The following is a 20,270-nucleotide window of genomic DNA, read 5'->3' on the forward strand; positions in this document are numbered from 1 at the left end:
AATCTAGTTGAATAAAACCGCTTTTGCATTTTCTTCTTCTCTGTTTTTGACAAAACTCTCTTAATTTTTAACCTACTATTACAATCTCGGTAAGCTTTCTCTTAATAAATCTACAGACTTCTTAACACCTGTAAAAGGCTCCATAGTTAGATCTTCCATTTCAATCACAATCGGTCCTTCGTAACCCGTCATCTTGACCACTGTAAAAAATTCCTTCCAGTAGCCTATATCATGCCCGTATCCAAGGGCGACATAATTCCATGACCGAGTTGAAAAGCTCTCCATTGGTTTTATATCAAGGAGTCCATGAGCATCATTGATTCCACGTTCAATTCGGACATCTTTTGCATGCACATGATAAATAGCGTCTCCTAATGTTCTAGCTGCCGCAATTGGATCTCCACCCATCCAGAAAAGATGACTTGGGTCTAAGTTCATTCCAACCATATCGCCTACTTCATTTCTTAATTTAAATAAGGTTTCTGGATTATGAACTAAGTTATATCCTAGATTTTCAATAGCAATTTTCTTAACCCCAAGATCTTTTGCCACTTTTACAGCCTTTTCCCAATACGGAAATGCCACTTCATTCCACTGATACTCTAATGTTTCAAAGTGAAGAGGAATAATTGGATGAGTTATCCAGTTTGGAATTTTATCATTGCGTCCTCCACTTGGGCACCCAGACATCATCACAACCGTTTCCACACCTAAAAGACCGGCAAGCTCAAACGTTTTATCAACAACTTCTGCATGAGCTTTTCCTTCTTCTGTTGGTTCCAACTGATTTCCGGAGCAATTTAAAGCAGCAATTTCAAGTCCTCTACTTTGGATTGCATCTAAAAATCTAGCACGTTTTTCTGCACTTTCTAATAGACCGTCTAAATCCACATGAGGTGCTTTCGACCAGTTTCCACACCCTAACTCAAGTGCTTCTAACCCTAATTCCGAACACGTATCAAGCATTTCTTCAAATGGCATATAGCCAAGAATATCTGTAACCAAACCAGCCTTCATCATTTTTTCCTCGCTTTCAGAATATGGTGAGATAATTGATGAAAGGGAACCTTAATGGGAGGCCACTGAAAAAGGTACGGTTTTGACCTTTTTTAGTGGCCTTTAAGCAATGAGCGGAACCGTTGCTTTGTTTTAAAGCCTGCTATGAGTGGGTTTCTCATAGCAGACGCGCAACGTGTGGAGCCATTGCTGCTTCCTCGAATCCGCTAAAAAGGACATTTTCAGCAGTCTCCTTAATGGAAGCCCTTTCACCTCGTCATATTTACTACTTACTCATATTTAGCAATATAATCATCTACTTGTTCAGGAACGACTAGTTGGAAAGGAACCATCATTGTTTCTACTTCTTCACCATTCGCCGCCTTAACTGCAGTTCGAATACTTTCGATACCTTGACCTCTAGCATCCTGGAATACAGTAACTGATAACTTCCCATCCTTCATAAATTGTAATGCAGCAGGTGTAGCGTCAACACCAGCAACAAGAACTTCATCAAGTTTGCCAGCTGCTTCAAGTGCTAAAATAGCACCAATTGCCATTTCATCGTTATTCGCAACAACTGCATCAATCTCTTTACCAGATTGAATCCAGTTTTCCATCAGAGTCATTCCTTCGTCACGATTCCAGTTTCCTGTACCTTGAAATACAATCTCCATATCAGGATTTTGTTCAATGATTTGCTTATTTCCTTCCGTTCTCATAATTTGGGCTTCATGACCCATTTGACCTTCCATAATGGCAATGTTTCCTTTTCCTCCAAGCCTTTCTGCTACCTCTTCCATTTGAAGAATTCCAGCTTCAATAGATTCCGAACCAACGTATGCACTTGCCTTATCTACGCCATCGAACGTTTGATTTGCAACAATGATAGGAATCCCTGCTTCATTCACTTTGGCCAAAATGTCAACTGCTGCCACAGTATCTACTGGTGTTAAGATAATGGCATCAACACCTCGAGCAATAAAGTTTTCAATTTGATTCATTTGCTTCGCACTATCATTTTCCGCATTCGAGTAAATAAATTCGAAATCTGGGTGATTCTCTTGTTCTTCTTCCATTGCTTCAATCATGTATGTGCGGAACTCAGTAATATTTTGTAATGAAACCCCGATAACTTTTTTATCTTCACCAGATTCCGAACCACCTTCGGATGAAGCTCCTTCATTACCACCACAAGCTGCAAGCATAAACGACATAACCAAACTGAGAATTAATACAAAACTTCTTTTCATTTTTTAACTCCCCCTAATTGAGTGCCTATAGTGTAATCGCTTACTTTTGTGCCGTCGACTGATATCTATTTTTTAATTCCTCCTCTCTCACATGCTTTTAGAATCATTTAATTTTTTCCATTGAAGCCTTGCGCTTACAATTTGATTATAGGAATTAAGACGTTAATTGTATTTATCTAGAACAGACTTACTTTTGCCAATTACGGACATTTGAATAATCAAAACAACGGATAGGATAAAATATAATACATTTTCAAAACACCTAACCATCTGGAAAATACTGCAATTACACGGTTGAAAGCCATTACAATAAAGGATTCATTTACTTGATAAAAAAGTATATTTGCCTTTTCAAGACATTTTTTTGTCCAAAACAGACATGTTGTAGTTAAACCTAAAAAAAACTATCACTCCAAACGAATGGTTGAAGTGATAGTTAGTAATCCGTGAAAGACGTTTTTTTCAAATTTGTATAAAGAGAACGAAAACGCCCTGGTGGGTTACGCATAATGGCTCGAAACACTCGGGTAAAATGATGAACGGAAACAAAACCGCTTTCCTCCGCAATATCCTTGATCGTTAAATCAGTCGTCTTTAATAAGGTTGCAGCCTTTTGAATCCTTTCATGCTGAATAAAGTCAGAGTAATTCATCCCTAATTGAGTAACAAATAATCGAGATAAATGACGCTCAGAAATATGGAATTGTTTTGAAACTTCCTTTAATTTCAAGGAATCGGTTAAATTATCTCTTATATATAATTTCACTTGATTCAAAACAACGGAGGAAGTCTCAGGAATACTTCTCTGATTACTTGTAAGAGATGCTGGAGCAAAGGTTTGAATTAACGAAGAAATGAGTGAATAGGAAAGAGTTGTTAGGTTCTCTTCATAAAAGGGTTGTTGTAGTTTTGTCGCTTCTAGAAGTAATGACTTCCATAGTAACGCTACGGTTGTATCCTCATTTATATTAACGACAACTTGAGAGCTTCCCTTTACACCATCAATCATTTTGATCCATTCCTCACTCGACTCAGATTCTACTAACTCAAAGGCAACATATACAACTGTAATTCCCTCTTCACTCGTAATCTGGTGAAGCACCTCTGGTCTTGATAAAAATAATGTATTCGCTTGAAGTGGATACGTTTTGTTATCGTCCAAATAAAATCCATTACCATCAAGAACATAATGAGCCTCAAAAAATGAATGTTTATGAACTAAATTATTATAATGCTTTGGCATCCCTCCCCAATAATGAACATGAAATAAAGCTCCGTTTTGCTCTATTCGATGCACAAATTTATTCAACGCAATTTTTGCAGAAACGTAATTAACCAAGCAGACCCCTCCTTCATTTGAAGCTAGTTGGCTAAATTTCTATTATAGATAGATTCTATGAAGTAACAAGGCCCCCAACTTTGTAAAGCAGTTCAATTTTGATTATAGCATCGTTTTGTATAGGTAAATGAAATAGGAATAATTCGTTTATTTCATTCCGCTTCATACGCATTTACTGAAATATACAGCAGTATGAAAAATTTGGTATAATGACATCAAGCATTTTCACTATCATTAGCAGTACATATAGGTTTATCTAAATCACAACAGATAATAACAAAGTCTTACTCTTTATATTAATCTGTTTAAGGATATGGAGGGGCTTTAACATTGAACTATGATAAGCAATTAATTGTTAAACATTTAATTAAGAATATATCTCCATTTTTAATTATCTTGTTTGGCTCAACGGTAAAAGGAACCGTTAATAAAAGTAGTGACTTTGATATTGCATTTTTAAGTGATCAAAAGTTAGATAGTTATCAACTGTTTATGATTTCACAAGATCTTGCTTCCAAACTAAATCGTGATGTGGATTTAGTTGATTTGAAGCAAGCCAGCACCGTTTTTCAAGCCCAAGTCATACACACCGGAAACGTCATCTTTTGTTCAGATGAACAAAAGAAAGCTCAATTTGAAGTAAAAGTTCTAAAAATGTATGCAAAATTAAATGAGGAGCGTTTACCTATTTTAAAAAGTATTGATGAAAGTGGGGCTATCTATGAAAAGTGATGTTATCTTAAATAAAGTCAGTATGATCGAACGGTGTATGAAACGTATTCATGAGGAATATGACAATACACCGTCTAACTTACATAATTATACAAAACAAGACTCTATTGTTTTAAATCTGCAACGTGCTTGTGAAGCGAGTATAGATCTTGCGATGCATATTGTTGCAGAGAAAAAACTAGGGTTGCCACAGAGTAGCAGAGATGCGTTTTCTTTTTTAGAAAAAGAGGAAATCCTCCCCTCTCAACTTTCAAATAAAATGAAAGCAATGGTGGGCTTTAGAAATATTGCCGTACACGATTATCAAGAGCTTAATTTAGTTATTTTACAAAAGATCCTTGAGGACCATCTAGAAGATTTCACTAATTATACTAAAACAATTCTTCTTTATTAGGACAAGAGGGTTAGATGCTAAAAGTAGACTACAAACAAGGGGTGTCTCATAAGGTCTGTTTTTGACCTTTGAGACACCCCCTGACCATTATTCATCCCTTACATAAGTTTCCCGAGCTCATCAACTAACGCTGGTCTTCTTTGATAATGTTGTTGAAAATGAATGATAAGTTTATGTGCATGGGTCTTACCACATGCCTTTTTGTACGTTTGGATCTGTTTGCATACACGCTTATATTCTTTCCTATTGCTCGCCTGCTCTGCCATCGTTTCTAGCCATGCCTTAAATAATTTGTTCACTTTTTCAAAGTGGTCCTCTATCAGATATGGATATAACATTTCTATCGTTCTCGACGTGTCTATCTAATTGGTCAGAAAGGATGACAAACTCAGGTTATCCTACAACCAATAATGATATAATAACGTTACAAACTACCGTGTTTTTTTTCATGTAACTCTATCTATGTAGGAGGAGGGCTCATCTATGGAAAAATTTGATCTAATCCTTAAGGAATTACAAACATTAAACTTGCGAGTGAACAAATTTGAAGCAAACATGGTTACTAAGCAAGACTTTGAGGGTACGGCTACTAAGCAAGACCTCAAGGGCATGGCTACCAAGCAAGACCTCGAGGGCATGGCTACTAAACTTGACCTCAAAGGCATGGCTACTAAGCAAGACCTCGAGGGCATGGCTACTAAGCAAGACCTCGAGGGCATGGCTACCAAGCAAGACCTCGAGGGCATGGCTACTAAGCAAGACCTCGAGGGCATGGCTACTAAACTTGACCTCAAAGGCATGGCTACCAAGCAAGACCTCGAGGGCATGGCTACCAAGCAAGACCTCGAGGGCATGGCTACCAAGCAAGACCTCGAGGGCATGGCTACTAAACTTGAGCAAATGAGTAAGAAGCTCGATGCTGTCGCCTCACAAGTTGCCCATAATACTGAACAAGAGCTTATTTTGAAAGATGTAGCTCAAAAAGTGATAGATCATGAAACAGACATCCGCTTAATTAAACAAATGATTACTAACAAATAGATGTTAGGGGTTATCACATAATTGAAATCACCTTTGGGATAACCCCTATGCCCTTATGTTTGATAAGATTGTAAACGAAAGCTCCTTCATAACCTCGATGACGAACTATAGCTGTTAAGAGAGTAGTCAAAAAGTTCTTCATTACCCTGATGAAGGACGAATGCTGTTTTAGAATATTATCAAAAGGTTCTTCATGTTCCCAGAGAAATACTAATTTGACTTGTGTTTCCAATGAAAACCATTCTATTTTCACTAGAACTTACTCGATATATTCAATATTATTGCTCTGACAAAATTCCTTAGCTATTTCCTTATAACAATGATCACGGTAATCATACCATTGTTCGGCAATTTCTAATCGATAGACCTCGTCTTTAAATCGTCGAAATGCACCCTTGCCTCTAATGGCATTAAATAATATGCCTTGTTTTCTATGATCAGAAAGGCTATAACAAAACCGTTCCATCATGTCATACTCATGAATGTCAAAGCTAGTAGGGAGTGAGACATATTTATCAAAGTTCTCAACTATGTCAATCGCTATTGTCACTTCATCTTGCTGCCATTCAGGCAAATGATCAAATTCCTCTTCATCTTCTGCAATCCTTAATGACGTCCTAGAGACATAAACGATTTCTCCTGTTTCAAGATTTAGATAATCATTCCCCTCCTCTGATTGCATCTGCATTCCATCGACTATGTGGTCTAATTTCACTTTCATAGACTTTTTCCTCCTCACTCTCATTTAAAGTTTCCATATTATTTACACTTGGAGTTCCAATGTTAACATTGCTTCAATATGTTTTTTCGCTTTTTTGGTACCTCTAGTAACTGTAGGATTCATTTATAATACAATTATAACAGATATTTTCATCCTCGAATCGCGTGAAAAAACCAGTAAATAACCTATATTTTAAAGAGAGTTGTAGACAACATCACGGAGATTCCAATAAGATATGTATGCCTCATCCATTATCTGTAATAAAACTTGTAATACTCTTCCCTCAGGTCCTACTCCACTGCGATGACGTATTTAACTCTTAATTAGATTCACAAACAAGCCCTTCATAACCCTGATCACGCACTCAAACTATTAAATTTATTCACAAAATGGTCTTCATAGCCCCTATGACAGACTTTAACTCTTAAATCGATTAACAAAATGGTCTTCATAACTCCTATGACGTATTTAACTCTTATATCGATTAACAAAATGGTCTTCATAGCCCCTATGACCGACTTTAACTCTTAAATCAATTAACAAAATGGTCTTCATAACTCCTATGACGTATTTAACTCTTATATCGATTAACAAAATGGTCTTCATGCACGCATTTACGCGGGACATGGTTCTGAACTGAACCCATGCCGGTATACCAGGTGCACAAAAACAGCACCCGAACAACATTCTTTCAGGTGCTGCATTTATTATAGAAACAACTTCCTAAGTCTCTCCCAAAAACCTACTTCCCCTTCTTCCTCAACGAAAGTCGGTTCTTCCTCTTCTTCTACTTCAATCGGTTCTGTTTTGAGAATAAATTGCACAGATGCAATGTTTGTATTTTTCGGTGATACAAACGAAACGGGCTCAAAATCTGACTTATCGAATTGGTCCCTCATTGCATCAATCTCTTCTTGCATCTGTTCTGGTAAATCATTTGTAGCGTCAGCTAATTCTTCTGTACCATTATGAAGCTCTCCGACACCGTCACTCAGCTCCGATGTCCCTTTTGCCACTTCCCCGAACCCTGAATCAATCTCGCTGTAAGAGTTTGCCAGCTGCGCAACACCATCTGTATAAGAAACGAGGCCTGCGTGAAACTCGCCATAATTTTTGGCAAGCAAACCGATTCCTTCTTCTAACTCACCTAATGCATCCAATCCTTCCATCCTTTCAAAAGCAACGGAAAGCTCTTTTGCCATCGTGCGTAACTGATTGCTTATGTCAGAGACCGCGTCGCTAGTTCCTTCCAACGTTGTGCCAACAGCAGCAAACGCTTCTTTCACATTGTCATACGTTCCTTTTGCTGTTTGAGCAGCAACATACACATCCACTAATTTTTCAATTGTGTCAGGATTGGCGTCGCTTGCATATAATTGCTGAATGTCTTCTTCGGATACAGCAGTAGCTGGAATACCGTTTACCGCTTCATTTAATGCGGAAAATGCCATCTCGTAGTGTTCCTTTAATTGGGTTAATCCGTCCCCTACCTCTTTAAGACCATTTGCCATAATCGATAACCCTTCTGGCAATTGTGCTAAATCACTCAAATTCATCTCACCTGATGTGCCACTTAGTCCCCGGTATAGCGTCCCGAGTGATTCAGCAATTGTCCGGGAAGCATTGATGATTTCAGAGGAAGCATCCTTTATTTCGATCATCCCTGCCCCATATTGTCTGGAACCAGAGTTCAAGCTTTGAACACCATCGTTTAATTCCGACACACCTGTGTTTAAATCAGACACACCGTTATTGATTTCTTGAATGGCATCACTTAACGTTCGCATTTCGCTCGTCATTTCGTCTGTTTCTAGATGATCAAGCGCCATTGATAGCGGAATAGCTGAAATGTCGATCCCTTCCATTTCAAAATCGACAACATCAGCAAGAAAACTAATATCCCCCTCACTATCAGGCATAACCGTATACGTTAATTGTCTCTTCTTCCCTACATTCGCCATCGTTGCATCTGGTGCTTGGATATTGCCAATAATCTCTGTATTAAGAATGAGAGAGATTTGAATCGTATAGTTTTCAAAAAACGAAGGGTCTACTCGTTTATTTTCTGATGTTTTGATTGTTAGCAGTAAACGGCCCTCGTTTCCTGCTAACTCATCTGCAAGAACTTCTTCCCCATCGAGCATGTAGGAAATATCGATATTCCATGGCAATTCACGCCCCGTCATATTTCCTTGATAGTAGAACCAACCTGGTGCGGCTTCAAGCTGGACCTCATCCCCGTCTTGTTCGATGACGGAAAGATCTGTTAAATTACGAATTTCCGTGTATTCCCCATAATCGATAATGCTTCCTTGTTGCTCAACTTCCAACATATTGACAACATATAATTCATTCAGTGTTCCATCCGCATGCAAGCTTCCATACACAACCTCATCCTTAGAAGCTAGTTCCCCATTTATATTGGCATTCCCAATTTGATAAGGAAAGACGAGGAGCATTGTCAAAAACACGAATGTTATTTTCTTTTTCATTGTTTGTCCTCCCTTAAAAATTTTGCTTTTACCGTTGTTTTCCCAATCACTTTATCGAACACAAAGAGCACTGCTGGTAAGAAAAAGAGTACCATAATAAAGGCAAGTAACGCCCCTCTGCCAAGTAGCAATCCTATTGATGCAACAATCGGATTGCTAGACGTAATCCACAAAATAAAGCCGACACACGATAAAATGGCTGCCGATATCGAAATAGAGAATGTCTTCTCATTTAACGTTTTAACAATTGACTGCTTGGCAGGCATTTTTTGCCGATTCTCAAGGTAATTTTCAGTGAATAGGATCGCATAATCGACCGTCGCCGCAAGCTGAACGGTACTTACGACCAAATAGCCAACAAAGACTAAAGGTGTATCTGTAAAATATGGCACAGAAAGATTGATCCATACTGCTGCTTGGATCGTCAGTAGTAAGATGACTGGGAGAGAAATCGATTTAAATGTAAAAATCAAGACGATTCCAATGGCAACAATCGTTAAAATGTTCACCACTACATTATCTCTTGTAATCGTCGTTTTCATATCATACAAGGCCACGCTCTCTCCAAGAGCCAGCGCTTCATCACCGTAATAAGATGCTGCAATTTCTCGGACCAACTCCACAACTTGAAAGGCAACATCACCTTCGTTATCTGTCTCGGTATAAAGGATGATTTGACTGTAATTTTCCGAATGAAACTGGTCCGTAATCGATGAATCCAAATACTCCGACGGGATCGCTGGACTAACTGCTTGATTATAGGAAATCACATTTGTGACGTGCTGAACTTCTTCTAAATCTTGTTCCATCCTTACTTCTCTAGCAACATCCCCTTTTGGAACAAGAAGAACAATCGGTGTGGTCTTACCGAATACCTCATCAATGGCTATAATGTCACTACCAAGACGGGTTGTTTCTGGGTTTTCACCGCTCCCATAAATAAACTCTGTCTCTTGTTGGGCTAAAAAACTAGGAACAATCAGAATCAACACAACGAGCAAGCTGACAACTCTTACCTTCATCACTCCTTTGCCAATGGAAAAGGAGCTTGGCACGAATGGCTTATGCTGTGTTTTATCAATCCATTTATAAAACAACACCGTTAATGCTGGTAAAAATATCATCACACTAATAAAACTTAAAACAATCCCTTTAACAAGGTTAACTCCTAAATCAGCTCCAATTTCAAACTGCATAAACGTGAGTGCCAAAAAACCAAAGAAAGTGGTAGCAGCACTAGCTGCTATCGCCGGGAATGATTTTTTTATCGCAAGTTGCATCGCCTCTTCAGGACTTGTCGTCACTTTCCGATAATGTGCAAAACTATGAAGCAGAAAAACAGCATAATCTAAAGAAACCGCTAATTGTAAAATAGGACTGACAGACTGTGTCACAAAAGAGATTTCACCAATAAAAATATTCGTCCCTAAATTCATGAGTACAGATACTCCAATAGCTGTAAGGAAAAATAGTGGCTCAACCCATGAGGTTGTTGAAATCACAAGAATAATAACAATAAGCGGAACTAACAACAAAGCTGCATACATGGCTTCATTCGCTGCCATACTCTGAGCAACTGCTGTATCGGCTGCTTCTCCTGCCAATGCATTTTCCTCACCGATCAGTTCATAAATAGCCTCTGTAATCTCTACTTCATCCCCTTCTCGTATCGTCAACGAAAAGAGAGCATGATTGTCCTTATAGTAAGACTCAACTAATTCCTTTTCTGCCATCTCTAAAGGAGTTTTTACATCCAGCACCTGATCAAGCCAGACAACATCAGAAACACCCTCAACCTCCTCGAGCATTTCCTTATACAAAAGCGCCTTTTGGACAGATACATTCCGAATCATGACTTGCGCGTTTGAAAGAGGGGTATCAAATTCCTTTTCCATCACTTCAATGGCTTTTGTCGATGGAGTATCCTCAGGCATATATTCACTCATATTGTAGTTAACTGAAACAAATAGCTGTGCGATTGCACTTAATACCGTTACTAGCATAAATACGATCACAATTGACTTTTTGTATTTCATTATTTTTGCAGCAATGTCTAGCATGACAGAACAACTCCTTGAAACGTAACTAATGACTAAGTATAATGACACAGTGTAGGATAATCAACAAACAGTTCGTTATCTTATGTTACATATCCAACACCCGAAAGCAATGTGATGGATTTACAACAAAATTGTCAAAAATGAAGGGTGAAAAGACATGAATTCCAAAATAGACAGACGTATCAAATATACACAAATGGTATTGAAAGAAAGTTTGATAAAGCTAATGAAAGAAAAACCGATAACAAGCATTACCATTAAAGAAGTATGTGAATTAGCCGACATTAATCGTTCGACTTTCTATTCTCATTACAAAGATTTATATGACCTTCTTCACCAAATCGAGGACGGCATTATCGAGGACATGAATGAAACCTTGTCCGCATACAACTACACGAAAAATGAAGAAGCCATTCAAATGACAGAAAAACTGTTAGAATACCTAGTAAAAAATCGAGAAAGCTGCCAAACGTTATTCAGTGAACATGGCAATCCAACGTTCCAAAAAAAAGTCATGTCGCTAGCCCATAGGCATTCATTAAAATCCTTGATGGCAGACAGAAAAAACCTCCCCTATAACGCTGAATATTTAAGTTTGTATATCGTAAACGGTAGTATTCACCTTGTCCAACATTGGCTAAAAAACGGGTTAAAAGAGTCGCCAAAAGAGATAGCTGAAATCCTGATCTCTCTTGCCAATAAGGGACTATCCTCATTGCAACATTAAAACTCTACTAAGCGACCTCGCATTGTTGTACCGGTGCAATGATTCTTAAAATAAGAAATCGTTCAATCATTATCGATTGAACGATTTTTCATATTTTTTATACCTTTATTGAAAGTTCATAACTTAATAAATTCATACCCACAATAATTGACTTCATGAAGGACGTTCCTCCTGGGCATCTGCCTTGTTTGTCCTTCATCAGCTTTATGAAGGACATTCCCCTTGAATTCCTGCCTTAGTTTTGTCCTTCATTTGGTAACCAGGTACAGAAATGACACATGAACAATAACATGGAACCCGCCCATCCAACTATTGAATAATTCTTTCTGTCCCTCTTCGACCTCTTACATCTCTATCTCCCCACCATTAATTCTCTTAAACCCCCGCACTTTTCCTAACTCTTCGACAAGCCTTAAAGCCGCTTTATCTTTCGCTTTCGCCTCTATCATAATATCTGCTGATCTTCCGTATCCCTTTAATGCTTTGATAAAGTCCATGGCAAACTCCATATCAACATAATCGGCATGGGCTCGTATTAATTTTTCTGACTTTGGAGAGGATAAGTGAAATTTAGGAGGCTTTCCAGTCCCTTCCCATGTGTCAAAAATTCTAGGTAGTAAATCCTCTACGGTTTCATCTCCAGGATTGGCCCAATGATGATGATAATCAAAAACAAAGGCAAGACCGTGCTGTTCACAAACTTGCAGCGTTTCTTCTGCTGTGTAGGTTTTATCGTCGTTCTCAAGCGTCGTCTGCCTACGAATAGCTTTATCAAGTTTCACAAAGTTTTTGTTAAATCTAGCTATCGCCTCTTCCTTGTTCCCATACGCGCCACCAACATGGATATTTATGTTTGCATCCTTATGTAATCCCATTGCTTCAAACATTTCATAGTGATAGGTCATATCAGTAATGGCATTTTCCGTTACATGATCCTGTGGACTCGTAAACAATGTGTATTGATTCGGGTGAAAGCTCACACGCAAATGATATTTTTGAACCAATGCCCCAATCTCTATAAACAACTCCCGAAAAGGTGTCACATAATCCCATTTAACCTCTGGATGTGTAGCAAGCGGTACGAGCGAAGAAGACATTCGATAAACATCAATGCCATGTGCAATATTATAATGAAGAATGCGAATTGTATTTTTTAAATTTTGCTCTGTAATATGGTATAACTTTTCCTTTCTACTATCTTGATCTTGTTTCTTCCAATTCGTAAACGTTAACGTCCTAGAAGGAGATGCTTCCCATAAAGATAGCGATGTTGAGACGTATCCGAACCTGAGTATCATCGTACCACTCCAACCTATGATAGATGAATGTAGTGTGTGTGAGTTACGGGAACTTCATACGGGTTGAATCACCATTGAGGCAATTGTACCTTACTAAAAAGGGGCGGTTCTCCAAGAGGCCCCGAAAAAAGGTAAATATCACTTTTTTCGTACCTCTTATATAAAAAAGCATTGAAAAAGGTTGTTACCCTTTCTCAATGCCTTCGGTTTCCTGCTTCTTTTAGTATATCTACAAATTTGGTTTACCCTTTATTGGTTCTTATACCCGCTTTTTCTTGCTTCCATTTCGTCAGCTATTTCAGCATCAAACGCTTTAATGCTTTCCGCACGTCTACGGTTTTTCTCTTTAATTGCTTTTCGTTGCTCTTCTTGTAAATCCGACTGCAGCGTCTCTTCAGCCGCCTCAATATTGTGTTGTGTATTATCCTTCATTTGTTGCAAGCGCTCCACATTATTCTTTCGGTTATCTGGTTTTGCCATGTTCATACCCCTTTTTCACGTAAGATAGGCGCTTTTCCTAGCACCATCTTATAGTATGACAAAGACGGAAAATGATAATTCAGAAAATAAACATGTATATTTAAAGTTCTCCCGTCAGAACATTTAGGAATTATATTACATAAAAAAGACAGGCACCCCCTGCCTTTTTCATCAACTATACTTTAACCCTCTCTCTCACCTCTTCCTCCTTCATTAATTGTTTCACCTTTTGGTCAATTCGCTCTATCTCCATTGATGCATTTCTCCACCAATTCCGGCTCCAAATGCGTTCAATGGTCCATCCTCTGTTTTCTAGGAAACGCTGGCGATACACATCTCGTTCTTTTGCATTTTTCGAGCTATGGTACATCGCGCCGTCGCACTCGACGCCGAGAATATAACGCTGAGGATCGTTTGGATGAATAATCGCTAAGTCAATGCGATAACCGGACATTCCGACTTGGGTGTCAACCTTGTATCCTAAATGAAGAAGTTGTTTGTACACTTGTTCTTCAAACGGTGAATCAAAGCTTACGTCAGTCTGTTGTATTCGCGTATTAGAGCTGTCCCTAACATCGTTTACAACAACTTTCACTTGTTCATGGTCCATTTGGGAGACAGCTCTTACGTATTGCAAGTATGATTTTAATATTCTTGGGCCGATATGTGCTGTACTCGCTACATTTAATTCCTCAGGTTCTATGCTAGATATAACAATAATCCCTTCCTTTGCCCGTGTGACGGCAACATTCAGTCGATTCTCCCCGCCTTGTTGATTTAACATACCGAAACGATTATAGATTCTTCCTTCTTCATTTTTCGCATAGCCAATGGAAAAGAGAATTACATCACGCTCATCTCCTTGGACGTTTTCGATATTTTTCACGAAAATACGTTCATCCAAATCCTTGCTCATCACCTGATTATAGAGTGCCTGAAACTCTGGGTCCTCTTGAACTCTTTTATCGATCATATCTAATATTTTATCTTGTTGTTTGGCATTGAATGTGATGACACCAATGGTTTTATTCGGAGCTTTGACCAGCAGCTGTTTGATTTCTTCGACAACTGCTTGTGCTTCGATTTCATTGGACTGGTTCACCCAAAGTCCATCGACTTTCTTCCATTGTAAAGCTGGAGGTTCTCGTAACGGTTCCACATTTGGTGCAATCTGCACTTGCCCTTGATAAAAAGCATGGTTTGAAAAGTTAATTAAATCCTCGTACTTAGAACGGTAATGCCATTGGAGAATCTTCTCAGGAAAGCGGCGTTTGGCAAGGTTTAATAAACTTTGTGAATCATCGATGTCGTACTCCTCTTCATCTTCGTCACCCGAAACGGAACTTTGAAACATATTGAATGGGGGAAGTTGTTTCTCATCGCCCGCAACAATGACTTGTTTTGCTCGATAAATCGCTGCGATGCTGCTCTCGACTGTACATTGAGACGCTTCATCAAAAATGACGAGATCAAATAACCCTTCCTCAAGTGGAAAGATCGATGATACGGTTTCCGGAGACGTTAGCCATACCGGCAGGATTTCCAACAGTCCGTCATGTGCAAATTCTTCAATAACTTTACGGAGTGGCCAGATTCTTCTTTTCTTCGTTACTTGATGGTTCAGTTCTTTGATACGTCTTCCTTTCTCCGCTTTTACTTGCAACGTTGCTTCACTAAGCTCATGGCGTAAAAATTTCTTAGCAACTTCCCTTTTCTCATCAATACCCTTCGCAAACAACTCGCGAATTCGCGCAAACTCGTTCGTTGATATTTTCTTAACATCGGGATGATTTCTTTCCACTTGATCGATCCAATGAATAAACGTCGAGTTCCGGACAAGTTCCACCCAAACTTCCGAAAGTGATGACACTTCAGTCCATTCTTTCTCCTTCAATTTTTCAACAACGCTTTTTACTAAGTCTGTACTATTTTCCAAATACGAATCCATTTGTCGTAAGTCTTCAAAGTCTTGATGGATGTATTCTAACATCTTATCGAGTTCTTCTATCGGAATATCGCCTTCTGACACTCGCTGTTTCATCCGCTCGACGACATCATCATTAATATATACTTTGAGCTTTTCAATCTGTTTTGCCATCGCTTGTGTTTCATTCGAAAGCTCGTACATGATCTTTAAGCCTTCGCGAATCGTAAGCCATTCTGTTGAAGAGACTCCTTTAAATTTTTGACCATTTAATAGTTCCTCAATGATTTGTTTCCCTGTAAACGATGTCCACCACCATAGTCGAAGTCCTTGAAGTGTCCGCTTCTTTTCAGGGTTTAAATCTCCATACACTTTCCCAAGTTTATCATTTACAAGCCACGTATATGCTGGTGTAATTTTTTCATGATTTAGTGCGTTCAAATACGCTACAGATGACTCGGCCTTCGTTAATACATTTTGCAATGTTTCAATGACGGTTAACTTATCCTTCATTTCCATTGAGGCAAATGACTTTCTCATCTTTAGGGGATAATCCTCTTTGCCAAAGCGTTCATACCATTCGCCGTACGAATACACAGCAGCAAGAGTGACTTCTAAAGTCGTTTTGCTTAGCTTCGGGAGATTATCACTAACATCTAACAATTGAGCCATATCTTCCATTGGTTTTGCCTGCCCGTACAGGTCGTACAACCGGTAACCAAATTCATGATATTCAAATAACGCCTTTGAGATTGAATTTAGCAAAACTTCTTGAGCAGCAATTCTATCAGACAATTCCTCTAACTCTTTCGCAGCCTGGTCAAATAACAATTCCGGCTGATTCAAAAGCTGTTCAATCTGACCATAAAGTGCCTTGCGATCATGTTTTTCATCGTGAATAAGTGCAGTATGCTGAGCAAGAGTTAAACTTTCTAAACGTTGATAAATCACATCTAGAGCCGCACGCTTTTGACAGACAACAAGCACCTTCTTTTTTTGATGAAGAGCATCGGTAATAAGGTTAACAATCACTTGAGATTTTCCTGTTCCAGGTGGGCCGTGTACGACTAAACCTTTTTGATATCGCGCTTCTTCTAATATTTCTTCTTGTGACCCATCTGTCTGCATTAAAAAAAGCTTATCTTCCTCCTTAACGAACGAACTGCCAAGTCGGTCCTTTTCCCTTTCTTGAGAATCCATAGACGAGAGATCGACTATATCATCAGTCGGATCAATAAGCTCCTGCGCCAACGCTAAATCGTCTTCTTCATTTAATTGAATCATTTGGTCATAATCTTTGACGATCGCAGAGCCACCTTGAGGAAAATTGCCAATCACCGCATGCTTTAAAAGTATTACATTCGACTGATTAGGAATCTCGTCTCGCTTGTATTCTCGTAAACGCATGATTTCTCCGTCTTGAATTTGAATGTCTGGAAACACATCTTTGAGTACTGCCTTCCATTCTGTGAAATCATGAGTTGTCGCTATTTCACCTAATCCATCTAACCAATCTTCTGAAAAGGCCATGCCATTGACCTTTTTTAATGCTAGAAACAACGTGCGATTAATTTGCGGTTCATCATCAGAATACTTCAACACCCACTTTTGTTGATTCTCTCGATCCTTTTCAAGTCGAATCGGATATAAAAACAAAGGAGCTTGAAAAAAGGTGCCATCAACCATCGTCCCTTGAATAAATGGGTAGCCTAAGTAAAAATCATAGACCCCTGTTTCATCCTCGATTGCTTTCATATTTCGAAATAAATCAGTCACTTTTCGAGAGAGCGACAACGAGTCATCATCATTGATGTTTACAGAAAAAAGCGGAATGTCACTTTTAGAGTTACTAACAACTTTCGATACGACACGTTCCGATATACCAGCTTCAATTCTACGGTCTAACTCATGTAAGTCCAAACTCCATTTATTATATAATTTGAGCAAACGAATTGAACGATTTCTCTTACTAATATCATTTAACTTATCCCGCATATGGACCAATTTCTCTTTCATATTTAACCCCTTTCCCGTGTCATCTGTCATAAACTATATGTAAACAAACATATATAATATTCACTACTTTTCGACCAATCGTAATTCCCTAATTTTAACAAAGTGAGAGGGGAAAGACCAAGAAATTGTCGAAAATAGGGAAGGATGGGGCTGAAAAGGAAATGGAGCTGTTTTCTTTCATAGTGAATAATTATCGTTGGCATAAATTATTTTAATTTTAAAAATAATATTTCATCTCTATAATTAAAGTGAAGACGTATTATTATAGGGGGTTTTACTATGACTAAAATTATTAAGCAATTTGAAGAAATACCAGCTACTTGTATATCGGATGCTTTACAAGGACTGACGAACATGGATGTTTCGATAAAACCGCTTAAAGAAGACTATAAAATGGTTGGAAGAGCTTTTACAGTGAAAGTACCTGTAGGTGATAATCTACTCGTACTAAAAGCGATGAAAGAGGCTAAGCCTGGCGATGTTTTAGTTATTGACATTAATGGTGACACCACTCGTGCTATTGCCGGAGATTTTGTTTTAGGCATGGCACAAACACTAGGAATCATAGGAGTTGTCACAAATGGGGTAATTCGTGATATAAAAGGAAGTAAAGCATTAAATTTCCCCGTCTTTTGTCAAGGAACAACATTAGCAGCTGGTGGAAAAGGAGGCTTTGGAGACATGAATATTCCTATTTCTTTAGGTGGAACCACTGTTAATCCAGGTGATATTATTGTAGGAGATTCAGATGGAGTTGTAGTTGTTCCTCAACATATTGAAGAAGAGATCTTAAAAAAATCTTTGGAGAAATTAAAAAGAGATGAAAATAGAGAACAAACGATTTCTGGTAATAGTGAAGCTATACACAAATATATTGATGATATGCTTTCAAAATAACAAGGAAGGGGTTGTCTCAAAAAAACCATTGAGACACCCCTTTTCCTTACATCTAATTATTAAACATTCAGTAGCACCTGAGTCTTTTTTAGTTCATTATGCTAGGTTCATTTTTTATTTAAACTTCGTGTCATCATCCAAAATGAAGAGTTTAAAAGAATTTCTTTTCTTTCACTTTTATAGCGCAACCTTTTCTAAATTCCAAGCTTTATTAGTTTCTAAATTAGTGATGATCTCATTTATACTCGCATACTCTACTCCTACTTTATAGGAAGCAACCACCTGAATAGATTCATTATCATTTTCAGTAATAACCTTTATATATTCTTCTACCTTCTTATTTCCTTCAATGCAAAAATGCCCACTCATAAGTACATCCCTTATCAGTACTTTTTCATAAATTACTAATGCATTCTCGATTTTTGTTAACACTCTACTTCCTAATAAATCCTGTACGATCATCCTAATTTTCCCTCCAATTTTGAATTCGAAGTTTAAAAATAAGTTATAATAAATTGTTTGCTATTTTTATTATAACTATCCAATGTTGGATAAAAACATATTTATTGTATTACTATTATTAATCTTTTTCAATATTAAAATTTCAATGATTATTAATAATGAGCATTAATAAAACTTGTCAATCATATTTCAAGTTAAGAAATGATCGAATCGACAAGATATATTTCTGGTGAGTAACCGCTTATACTTCCATTGAGTCCCCAAACAACTAGAATTGATTTCTAGCAACAAACCCTAAAGCAAAGAAAGTATTTAAGTAAAACTAAAAAAAGAGACGCTCACTATCGTACTCACCCTGAATTGGGATTTTTATAACCGGCCTCATTCAGGGTTCAGTTCATTCTTTATAAGACATATTCCTCGTCCCCACTCTCTCCCTCATTAAACCAATCCAACAGAACGTAAATAATCCAGACTCATCTCCACACTTTCAAGAGGCGTTCGCTCAAAATGCTCTTGCTCAACAAAATAGTATTTCACCCCTACGTCAGCTAGAATTGGAAACACCGGACGATAATTAATGACTCCTTTCCCTACTTCTGTGGTTTGCCCTGCTTCATCCATATCCTTCACATGAATAAGTGGAACATTGCCTCTGTATTTCTGCAATGTGGCCACTGGATCAAAACCCGCATAACGCACCCAAAACAAATCAAGCTCTAGCTGGATCAAATCAACCCCCACATCATGCAGGAAGCGGTCGATAATCAAATGTCCTCCTGGCAGACGTTCAAACTCATGCTCATGATTGTGATACACCAATTGCAACCTGTGTTTTTTCACCTGTTCCCCGATCCATTTTACAGTGTGCACAACTTCCCTATACAGTTTTGCATCATAAAACACATTTCTTTCAATCATAGGAATTACGATATATTGAATCCCTACTCGTTTGGCATACGTGATCTCACCCTCAAGATCTTCTTCCAGTCTCTCAAGTGGTACATGTGAGGCCGGAGCCCTTAGTCCAAGCTTCTGCAAATACCCACTCATCGTAAAAGCCGGAATTTCATTATAGCCAGCAAACTCAACTGTCTGATATCCCATCTCAACTAACGCTTTCAACGTCCTAAAGGGATCATGACGAAATTCCTCCCTTACTGAATACAACTGGATCCCCGGTGTATACGCTTGAACTTCAATCATTTGGTCTCTATATTTAGCAAACCTCATTTCATCAATCCTTCTCCCTCAATAGGCTATTAATAAAGCTTATATACTTTTAACCGGGATAGAACTGATTTCGACAGGTTCGACATACACAGGCACTTCACAAAAAAAGTTAACTATATGATTGTTTTGTTTTCAAACGCAGCCGCTAGATACCTCCTACAAATCTAATGCAAAATGTTCCTCTCTAGTACCATGCTTAACTGAT

The 20,270-nt window shown here is 38.2% G+C and carries 17 protein-coding genes; 5 read left to right on the plus strand and 12 right to left on the minus strand.

What is annotated here, in order from left to right; translation table 11 throughout:
• Positions 1–78 precede the first annotated feature (78 nt).
• From MF646_RS00440 to MF646_RS00450, 3 genes are all read right to left on the minus strand, one after another.
• Positions 79–1,017, minus strand: a complete 939-nt coding sequence (locus MF646_RS00440; protein WP_250094515.1) for a sugar phosphate isomerase/epimerase family protein — start codon at positions 1,015–1,017, stop codon at positions 79–81.
• Between the two features lie 269 nt (positions 1,018–1,286).
• Entirely contained in the window at positions 1,287–2,249 is a 963-nt protein-coding gene (locus tag MF646_RS00445) for a sugar ABC transporter substrate-binding protein (protein ID WP_250094516.1), read from the minus strand.
• 436 nt (positions 2,250–2,685) lie between these two features.
• The gene (locus tag MF646_RS00450) at positions 2,686–3,588 is read right to left on the minus strand and encodes an AraC family transcriptional regulator (RefSeq protein WP_250094517.1); all 903 of its coding nucleotides are present in this window, start codon (positions 3,586–3,588) and stop codon (positions 2,686–2,688) included.
• Positions 3,589–3,918: 330 nt separating this feature from the next.
• On the opposite strand from MF646_RS00450, the gene mntA reads away from it, so the two are divergent.
• Positions 3,919–4,320 carry a type VII toxin-antitoxin system MntA family adenylyltransferase antitoxin gene (gene mntA, locus MF646_RS00455; RefSeq protein WP_250094518.1) on the plus strand — a complete coding sequence of 134 codons (402 nt, stop codon included), beginning with the start codon at positions 3,919–3,921 and terminating at the stop codon, positions 4,318–4,320.
• Positions 4,310–4,714: a type VII toxin-antitoxin system HepT family RNase toxin gene (gene hepT, locus MF646_RS00460; protein WP_250094519.1), complete on the plus strand. Its 405-nt coding sequence runs from the start codon at positions 4,310–4,312 to the stop codon at positions 4,712–4,714. The genes mntA and hepT overlap by 11 nt, the downstream gene beginning before the upstream one ends.
• Positions 4,715–4,812: 98 nt before the next feature.
• Here the strand turns inward: hepT and MF646_RS00465 are convergent, their stop codons facing one another.
• Positions 4,813–5,052: a hypothetical protein gene (locus tag MF646_RS00465; protein WP_250094520.1), complete on the minus strand. Its 240-nt coding sequence runs from the start codon at positions 5,050–5,052 to the stop codon at positions 4,813–4,815.
• 145 nt (positions 5,053–5,197) lie between these two features.
• On the opposite strand from MF646_RS00465, the gene MF646_RS00470 reads away from it, so the two are divergent.
• Positions 5,198–5,755: a hypothetical protein gene (locus MF646_RS00470; protein ID WP_250094521.1), complete on the plus strand. Its 558-nt coding sequence runs from the start codon at positions 5,198–5,200 to the stop codon at positions 5,753–5,755.
• Positions 5,756–6,014: 259 nt separating this feature from the next.
• Here MF646_RS00470 and MF646_RS00475 read toward each other — a convergent pair whose 3' ends face one another.
• From MF646_RS00475 to MF646_RS00485, 3 genes are all read right to left on the minus strand, one after another.
• On the minus strand, positions 6,015–6,476 hold the full coding sequence (locus MF646_RS00475; RefSeq protein ID WP_250094522.1) for a UPF0158 family protein: 462 nt from the start codon (positions 6,474–6,476) through the stop codon (positions 6,015–6,017).
• Between the two features lie 707 nt (positions 6,477–7,183).
• Complete coding sequence (locus MF646_RS00480; protein ID WP_250094523.1) at positions 7,184–8,968, minus strand: YhgE/Pip domain-containing protein; 1,785 nt, start codon at positions 8,966–8,968, stop codon at positions 7,184–7,186.
• Complete coding sequence (locus tag MF646_RS00485) at positions 8,965–11,028, minus strand: efflux RND transporter permease subunit (protein WP_250094524.1); 2,064 nt, start codon at positions 11,026–11,028, stop codon at positions 8,965–8,967. The genes MF646_RS00480 and MF646_RS00485 overlap by 4 nt, the downstream gene beginning before the upstream one ends.
• Before the next feature lie 157 nt (positions 11,029–11,185).
• Here MF646_RS00485 and MF646_RS00490 point away from each other — a divergent pair, with 157 nt between their 5' ends.
• Positions 11,186–11,755: a TetR/AcrR family transcriptional regulator gene (locus MF646_RS00490; RefSeq protein WP_250094525.1), complete on the plus strand. Its 570-nt coding sequence runs from the start codon at positions 11,186–11,188 to the stop codon at positions 11,753–11,755.
• 344 nt (positions 11,756–12,099) lie between these two features.
• Here MF646_RS00490 and uvsE read toward each other — a convergent pair whose 3' ends face one another.
• The 3 genes from uvsE to MF646_RS00505 form a co-directional block, all read right to left on the minus strand.
• Positions 12,100–13,053: a UV DNA damage repair endonuclease UvsE gene (gene uvsE, locus MF646_RS00495; RefSeq protein WP_250094526.1), complete on the minus strand. Its 954-nt coding sequence runs from the start codon at positions 13,051–13,053 to the stop codon at positions 12,100–12,102.
• A 249-nt stretch (positions 13,054–13,302) separates the two neighbouring features.
• Entirely contained in the window at positions 13,303–13,539 is a 237-nt protein-coding gene (tlp, locus tag MF646_RS00500) for a small acid-soluble spore protein Tlp (RefSeq protein WP_250094527.1), read from the minus strand.
• 169 nt (positions 13,540–13,708) lie between these two features.
• Positions 13,709–17,473, minus strand: a complete 3,765-nt coding sequence (locus MF646_RS00505; RefSeq protein WP_250094528.1) for an AAA domain-containing protein — start codon at positions 17,471–17,473, stop codon at positions 13,709–13,711.
• Positions 17,474–17,752: 279 nt separating this feature from the next.
• Here MF646_RS00505 and MF646_RS00510 point away from each other — a divergent pair, with 279 nt between their 5' ends.
• On the plus strand, positions 17,753–18,370 hold the full coding sequence (locus tag MF646_RS00510) for an RraA family protein (protein WP_250094529.1): 618 nt from the start codon (positions 17,753–17,755) through the stop codon (positions 18,368–18,370).
• 177 nt (positions 18,371–18,547) lie between these two features.
• On the opposite strand, the gene MF646_RS00515 is transcribed toward MF646_RS00510, so the two are convergent.
• The gene (locus MF646_RS00515) at positions 18,548–18,832 is read right to left on the minus strand and encodes a hypothetical protein (protein ID WP_250094530.1); all 285 of its coding nucleotides are present in this window, start codon (positions 18,830–18,832) and stop codon (positions 18,548–18,550) included.
• A 441-nt stretch (positions 18,833–19,273) separates the two neighbouring features.
• A complete protein-coding gene (locus MF646_RS00520; RefSeq protein WP_250094531.1) occupies positions 19,274–20,065 on the minus strand; it encodes a sugar phosphate isomerase/epimerase family protein in 792 nt (263 codons plus the stop codon).
• Between the last annotated feature and the right edge of the window lie 205 nt (positions 20,066–20,270).

It is taken from the genome of Halalkalibacter alkaliphilus, from assembly GCF_023555415.1.
Lineage (GTDB): Bacteria > Bacillota > Bacilli > Bacillales > Bacillaceae_D > Halalkalibacter > Halalkalibacter alkaliphilus.

Coding starts and splice junctions, on each gene's coding strand:
- MF646_RS00465 (WP_250094520.1), bottom strand. CDS start 5,052: ATGTTATATCCATATCTGATAGAGGACCACTTTGAAAAAGTGAACAAA.
- MF646_RS00515 (WP_250094530.1), bottom strand. CDS start 18,832: ATGATCGTACAGGATTTATTAGGAAGTAGAGTGTTAACAAAAATCGAG.
- MF646_RS00510 (WP_250094529.1), top strand. CDS start 17,753: ATGACTAAAATTATTAAGCAATTTGAAGAAATACCAGCTACTTGTATA.
- MF646_RS00520 (WP_250094531.1), bottom strand. CDS start 20,065: ATGAGGTTTGCTAAATATAGAGACCAAATGATTGAAGTTCAAGCGTAT.
- tlp (WP_250094527.1), bottom strand. CDS start 13,539: ATGAACATGGCAAAACCAGATAACCGAAAGAATAATGTGGAGCGCTTG.
- MF646_RS00505 (WP_250094528.1), bottom strand. CDS start 17,473: ATGAAAGAGAAATTGGTCCATATGCGGGATAAGTTAAATGATATTAGT.
- MF646_RS00475 (WP_250094522.1), bottom strand. CDS start 6,476: ATGAAAGTGAAATTAGACCACATAGTCGATGGAATGCAGATGCAATCA.
- MF646_RS00470 (WP_250094521.1), top strand. CDS start 5,198: ATGGAAAAATTTGATCTAATCCTTAAGGAATTACAAACATTAAACTTG.
- MF646_RS00445 (WP_250094516.1), bottom strand. CDS start 2,249: ATGAAAAGAAGTTTTGTATTAATTCTCAGTTTGGTTATGTCGTTTATG.
- hepT (WP_250094519.1), top strand. CDS start 4,310: ATGAAAAGTGATGTTATCTTAAATAAAGTCAGTATGATCGAACGGTGT.
- MF646_RS00485 (WP_250094524.1), bottom strand. CDS start 11,028: ATGCTAGACATTGCTGCAAAAATAATGAAATACAAAAAGTCAATTGTG.
- MF646_RS00440 (WP_250094515.1), bottom strand. CDS start 1,017: ATGAAGGCTGGTTTGGTTACAGATATTCTTGGCTATATGCCATTTGAA.
- MF646_RS00490 (WP_250094525.1), top strand. CDS start 11,186: ATGAATTCCAAAATAGACAGACGTATCAAATATACACAAATGGTATTG.
- uvsE (WP_250094526.1), bottom strand. CDS start 13,053: ATGATACTCAGGTTCGGATACGTCTCAACATCGCTATCTTTATGGGAA.
- MF646_RS00480 (WP_250094523.1), bottom strand. CDS start 8,968: ATGAAAAAGAAAATAACATTCGTGTTTTTGACAATGCTCCTCGTCTTT.